The organism is Salipiger sp. (genome assembly GCF_059781815.1).
The window spans coordinates 1-4,681 of the sequence record NZ_JBYNAH010000301.1 but is presented as its reverse complement, the minus strand read 5'-3'; the positions used below and the strand labels follow the sequence as shown (position 1 = coordinate 4,681).

The window sequence follows — 4,681 nt, the reverse complement described above, 5'->3', positions numbered from 1 at the left end:
CAGTCATAACGCTTTGACCAAGGTCAAGGCACTTTCTTCTCCAGCCTCGCAAGCTCTCGACCACCGGAGGTGCAGATAATGAGCTTGAAGCAAAAGCGAAGGGAGTTGCAGGGCGTGAACGGCGCGGTGGGTTTGGCTGCCGGACTGGGAGGATATGTCGGCCACCTTTATTCGTCGGCTCTCGCCACGTTTCTCATGTTCGCGATATGGATCATAGGTGCCACGGTGATCAATTTGCTGACCGATCCACCGCGCAAGAGATAGATCGGTCGACCTGCGCCGGTGGCGACCATGAAGGCCCCCGCGGCGCGGTGGATGATGATCGTCAGGATGATGCCGAAGGCACTCAGAAGCGCCTACTGCAGGCCGGTCAGTTCTTGGTCTTGTAGGTCGGGGCTTTCGGAATGCTCTTGATGCCTAGCTACCATGCTGGATTCACGCGTAAAATCCCCTCACCGGATTTATGCAACAGGCCCATGAGCCGGTCAAGACCGTGCGCTTGCAATCAGCCACGAGCGATTTGGAGCCAAAAACTCTTGATATGCTGGCTTCGATAATCAACGTTGGCATCCAACGGCATGCCGCTCGAGGAGCGCCGGACACAGGATGTGAGTTTCAATTGAACAACCTTTTCCAATTTTGGGATACCGATCACGCCCCAGAAGAAGTTGAAAGGCTCATGTCGTCTTGGGCTGACCATCCTCATTTCACCTATCGCCGCTACAATTATCGCACTGCGGCAGAGTATATTGATGAGCACTTCGACACTCGAACCCTGCGCGCATACGAAGAGTGCGCCGTCCCCGCCATGCAGTCCGATTTTTTCCGGTATTGCGCTCTCGTGCAAGAGGGAGGTACATATATAGATGCAGGATTGAGAGACAATGGCGGCATAGAGAAACACCTGTGTCACGCTAATCGTGGTGTATTGTGGCGTCGTCGCGGAAACGTTGCGAACGGTTTTATATTCGCACGAAATCCCAGAGACCCGCTCCTGACACGCGCCTTGGACAAGGCGATAGAAAATATAGAAAACAAAACAAGCAATAATGTATGGCAAGTTACAGGCCCAGGCATAATGACGGAAGATTTCTGGAATTCTGAAATTAACCACATATTCGATGGCTTTGACTTAATTACCGAAGAAGACGCCAATGAGATATTTTTCAGACCGGGCCATCTCTCGTACAAGAAGTCCTCAACCGACTGGCGGGCTTTCCTTAAGGAAGGGGCACCCTCAATATTTGAAAACAGATACCAAAAGAACCCGCGAAGGAAAGCTTAGAACGTTTCGCAGACCATTCAATTCCGAATTTTCCAATTCCCTTTGATGCGAATTCCTTCCAGCGAGTGGGGAAAGTGGAATGTGGCGGCCCGGTCCGCCCACCGCCGCCACCGCGCCGGCGGATCTCGTCAGAGGCCGATAGCCTTGGTCGCGGTGATCCGGCCATAGATCGCGAGGAGCGAGCCGACAGAGGTCACGATAGCCTCAGCGTGCCCCGCGATGCCCTGCGCGTCCGAAGCCGAGATCTCGACACCGAACAGCGCGAGGAGCTGCGGCAGGATGGCGATCAGGGCGCCCCAGATGGTCTTGGACGCGAGGAAGGATTTCATCTCGTTCATCGGTGTTGCCTTTCGTGGAGATGCGGCAGGCCGCCGCAGAGAGGACCAGCGCGAGGCGCCAGTCGGTGATGGGGAGGGTCATTCGCCGGCGAGCGCGCGATCTGCGGTGTCGCGGATCTCGGCCAGCCGCCAGCGCAGCTTGGTCGCCTCGGTGGAGTCCTGATCGGCGATCGGGTCGGCACCGACCACAGGCAGCGCCCCGGCCAGCCACTTGCCCACGTTGAAACCCGGGCAGGCTTTGGCCGCGTATTCGTTGTGACCGCTGATCTTGAGGCCCGGCCCATAGCTGCTGTCGAGCTCCGCCAGCAGCTCGCGCAGCGCAGCGTCCTGCGCCTCGGTGAAGTGATCCGAGAAGGCGTCGGTCTCCGCACTGCCGTGGCCGCCAAAGAGCGACACGCCGATGGTGCCGGTGTTGTGTCCCTGGACATGCGCACCGGTGCGCTCAATCGGGCGCCCGGTCGCCACAGTGCCGTCGCGGTCGATCAGGAAGTGGTAGCCGATGTCCGACCAGCCGTTGCCGTCGACGTGCCAGCTGCGGATCTCCGCGACCTTCGAGCCGGTGGGATACCCATCCATCCATTCGGCGCGGGTCGCGGTGCAGTGCACAATGATCTCGGTGATGTTTCGCATTGTGGTCTCTCCATGAAAAAGCCCGGCGCGCGATGGCCGGGCGATGAGGGTTGTTCTCAAAGTGATAATCTGCTTCTCTAACCAAGCGAGTGCTGCGAGTGGTATGTGTTTCCCTTGGCCCCACCCCCGCCCTTCCCCAGGACGGTCGCAGCTCTCGCCCTTCACCAGAACTGCCTGCGTCAGCGCCCGCTCCTCTCGACATCGGGATGGCGGTATTTCTTGCCAGACGTTGAAGGATCGGCTCAAATACAGTGGCGAGCGCGGCTCATTAGGTATTCGCCCAAAACCTTTCGTCCTCCACTGACGATATCTGCGCTCGCACCTTCATCACCAGAAATGCGTGCGGGTCAGGTACCGCTCGCCGCGGTAGCAGGCGTGCAGCACATCCGCGAACGTCTGGTCGATCATGAACTCGGGCACCGGAACATAGAGGCGCTCCCACGAATGGTCGCCGCAATCGCGCCCCTGCGGCCTGTCTTTGAAATGCGCGCCGGGGATCCGCACCCCGTTGCCCCGCGAGCCGAGGAAGACCTCAATCCCGCGATACTCACAGTCGCAGCGCAGCTTGGTCGCGCTGCCCTGCAGCTCGACAGCCGCGCAGTCGTTCACCTGCCGGACGCCCGCGCGCTCAAACGGCGTCGTCACGGGCCACCACCGCGTTTCAGCGAGCGGCGCCAGAAGGTAGGCCAGCCCGAGCAACAGAAACACCCCGACGAGCCCTCGATACTGCCGGAGGGCGGCTTGCGTGTTGGTCATTTCCCCAAACGCTCCCTGATGATGGATTTGATGAACTCCCGGTCGGCCAGCACCGCTGCGACGATGTCGAGCAGCATGTGGCCGAAGGCGGTCAGCACCATGACGACAAGCGTCTCGCTGCGCCCGGTCCACAGCGCGACCTCCGGCGTCTGGCTGTAGCCGATGCCGGCGCTGATCGCTGCGATCAGAACCCGCCCGACAAAGGGGCGGGCTCGGTTTCTTTCGATGACGATCAAGGCCCCGGCGGCAAGCGCGACCCAAAATTCTAGCGGCTTTCCGAACACGGCCCCTCCGGTCATAAAAAATCCCGCCAGCGGCGGGTTATTGCAGTCTAGCGATAGCGCCAGAGGCTCACGGCGAGCCACATGATCAGGCGTCGCGTCAGGCTGATCTCCTGCGTCCGCAGGATCTCGTGGAAAACGGCGCCGGCGGTGACGCGGTCCCAGCGCTCAAGCAGGAGCCAGTCGTGCACCGCCGATGCCTTGAGGTATGCGGGATCTCGGGGATCGAAGGCCCAGCGGGCGCCGGGCGGCACCGACACATCGAAGGTGAAGCCCGCCGGCACGACGATGACCGCCCCCGAGCCTGCCTTGCCGATCTCCCAGCTGATCGCGACCGTGCAGGAGAAGCGGCGGTCAGGAAGGCCAGCGAACATCGTCCGCGAAGTCCTCGGGGATCTCTGCGGCGTCGGTCATCGTCCAGCTCGCCGCCATCACCGCCTCGACCCACGTCATGGCCGCCTGAGACAGCTCGAGGAACTGCACGGCGGTCAGCTCATGCATCGTGTTCGCCGCGTCGCGGTAGGTGAGCGTGGTGGTGTCGCCCGCCGCCTGCAACGCGACGGCCCGCTGCGAGAGGCCCAGGATCACGCTCTGATCGAACTCGCGGCCCTGTACCGGGATCGCGCCATACGAGAGCGCCAGCGTGGTGCCGGCATCGAGCCGGCGCTTGCGCTCAGCCTTGACGCCCTCCTTGAGCGCGGCTTCCGTTGCGGCGGCGATGCTCGCGGGGCTGCGATACGCGGTCATATCCATTATTCGGCCTCCTCGGTAGTGCTGATCCAGTTGTAATCTGGAAAGGGGATCGCCCCGCTCTCCACGATGATCGGGGCGGGCTCCCACAGCTCTTGCGGCAGAGCGCCAGGCGCATGCGGCGCGATCAGCGGCACCACAATTTCGCCGTCGATCCGCGTGACGGTCCCGTTGATCAGACGCTCGCCAATGGCCTCGGCGGGCATTTCCCCGCCTTCCTCGATAAAACCAAAGTCGCGGGCCACGCCGTTCAAGGTGAGCACATCACCCGAGACCGATCCGGTGGCCGCCTCGCCGCTCTCCGCGCGAGTGAAGATAAATTTCATGAGGATGCTCCTACGTTTTCCAGCGACCAGTGGCGGTCAGTGTGATGCTCTTTGCTGTGCCGCTACTGACACTGTTTGCGTGCCATGGCCTGAGAACGGCCGTTGAGACGCCAGTTGAGCGAATTTTGCACCCGGCCGGGACGGCGGTATTGATCACGACATTTGCCTCAACTTCAGGGGCTTCAACAAAGTCCACTGATGGAAACGTCCACGTTACGTCCGCATTCGCGTAATACAGCCCAGATGCATGTGAGGTGGTCTGAGCCAGCCCCATTGAAGTGGTCCACCCACGATGCGCGAAGTCCGATAGGATTT

General features: G+C 60.9%; 9 protein-coding genes. 2 read left to right on the top strand and 7 right to left on the bottom strand.

The window, feature by feature from the left end; genetic code table 11:
- The first annotated feature begins 78 nt into the window (after positions 1-78).
- Both AC6RA4_RS23395 and AC6RA4_RS23390 read left to right on the top strand, forming a co-directional pair.
- Positions 79-264 (top strand): hypothetical protein, encoded by a 186-nt coding sequence (locus AC6RA4_RS23395; protein WP_500164383.1) that lies wholly within the window; start codon positions 79-81, stop codon positions 262-264.
- A gap of 199 nt (positions 265-463) precedes the next feature.
- The gene (locus AC6RA4_RS23390; RefSeq protein ID WP_500164381.1) at positions 464-1,285 is read left to right on the top strand and encodes a glycosyltransferase family 32 protein; all 822 of its coding nucleotides are present in this window, start codon (positions 464-466) and stop codon (positions 1,283-1,285) included.
- A gap of 128 nt (positions 1,286-1,413) precedes the next feature.
- Here AC6RA4_RS23390 and AC6RA4_RS23385 read toward each other — a convergent pair whose 3' ends face one another.
- From AC6RA4_RS23385 to AC6RA4_RS23355, 7 genes are all read right to left on the bottom strand, one after another.
- A complete protein-coding gene (locus AC6RA4_RS23385) occupies positions 1,414-1,623 on the bottom strand; it encodes a hypothetical protein (protein WP_500164379.1) in 210 nt (69 codons plus the stop codon).
- A 78-nt stretch (positions 1,624-1,701) separates the two neighbouring features.
- Entirely contained in the window at positions 1,702-2,253 is a 552-nt protein-coding gene (locus AC6RA4_RS23380) for an N-acetylmuramoyl-L-alanine amidase (protein WP_500164378.1), read from the bottom strand.
- A 327-nt stretch (positions 2,254-2,580) separates the two neighbouring features.
- Positions 2,581-3,009 carry a hypothetical protein gene (locus AC6RA4_RS23375; protein ID WP_500164377.1) on the bottom strand — a complete coding sequence of 143 codons (429 nt, stop codon included), beginning with the start codon at positions 3,007-3,009 and terminating at the stop codon, positions 2,581-2,583.
- Positions 3,006-3,293 carry a hypothetical protein gene (locus AC6RA4_RS23370; protein ID WP_500164375.1) on the bottom strand — a complete coding sequence of 96 codons (288 nt, stop codon included), beginning with the start codon at positions 3,291-3,293 and terminating at the stop codon, positions 3,006-3,008. Before AC6RA4_RS23370 ends, AC6RA4_RS23375 begins: the two co-directional genes overlap by 4 nt.
- Positions 3,294-3,340: 47 nt before the next feature.
- A complete protein-coding gene (locus AC6RA4_RS23365; RefSeq protein WP_500164373.1) occupies positions 3,341-3,664 on the bottom strand; it encodes a DUF1353 domain-containing protein in 324 nt (107 codons plus the stop codon).
- Positions 3,645-4,043: a DUF4376 domain-containing protein gene (locus tag AC6RA4_RS23360; protein ID WP_500164371.1), complete on the bottom strand. Its 399-nt coding sequence runs from the start codon at positions 4,041-4,043 to the stop codon at positions 3,645-3,647. Before AC6RA4_RS23360 ends, AC6RA4_RS23365 begins: the two co-directional genes overlap by 20 nt.
- Entirely contained in the window at positions 4,043-4,366 is a 324-nt protein-coding gene (locus tag AC6RA4_RS23355; protein WP_500164369.1) for a hypothetical protein, read from the bottom strand. The genes AC6RA4_RS23360 and AC6RA4_RS23355 overlap by 1 nt, the downstream gene beginning before the upstream one ends.
- Between the last annotated feature and the right edge of the window lie 315 nt (positions 4,367-4,681).

Coding starts and splice junctions, on each gene's coding strand:
- AC6RA4_RS23380 (WP_500164378.1), bottom strand. CDS start 2,253: ATGCGAAACATCACCGAGATCATTGTGCACTGCACCGCGACCCGCGCC.
- AC6RA4_RS23355 (WP_500164369.1), bottom strand. CDS start 4,366: ATGAAATTTATCTTCACTCGCGCGGAGAGCGGCGAGGCGGCCACCGGA.
- AC6RA4_RS23390 (WP_500164381.1), top strand. CDS start 464: ATGCAACAGGCCCATGAGCCGGTCAAGACCGTGCGCTTGCAATCAGCC.
- AC6RA4_RS23385 (WP_500164379.1), bottom strand. CDS start 1,623: ATGAACGAGATGAAATCCTTCCTCGCGTCCAAGACCATCTGGGGCGCC.
- AC6RA4_RS23360 (WP_500164371.1), bottom strand. CDS start 4,043: ATGGATATGACCGCGTATCGCAGCCCCGCGAGCATCGCCGCCGCAACG.
- AC6RA4_RS23395 (WP_500164383.1), top strand. CDS start 79: ATGAGCTTGAAGCAAAAGCGAAGGGAGTTGCAGGGCGTGAACGGCGCG.
- AC6RA4_RS23365 (WP_500164373.1), bottom strand. CDS start 3,664: ATGTTCGCTGGCCTTCCTGACCGCCGCTTCTCCTGCACGGTCGCGATC.
- AC6RA4_RS23375 (WP_500164377.1), bottom strand. CDS start 3,009: ATGACCAACACGCAAGCCGCCCTCCGGCAGTATCGAGGGCTCGTCGGG.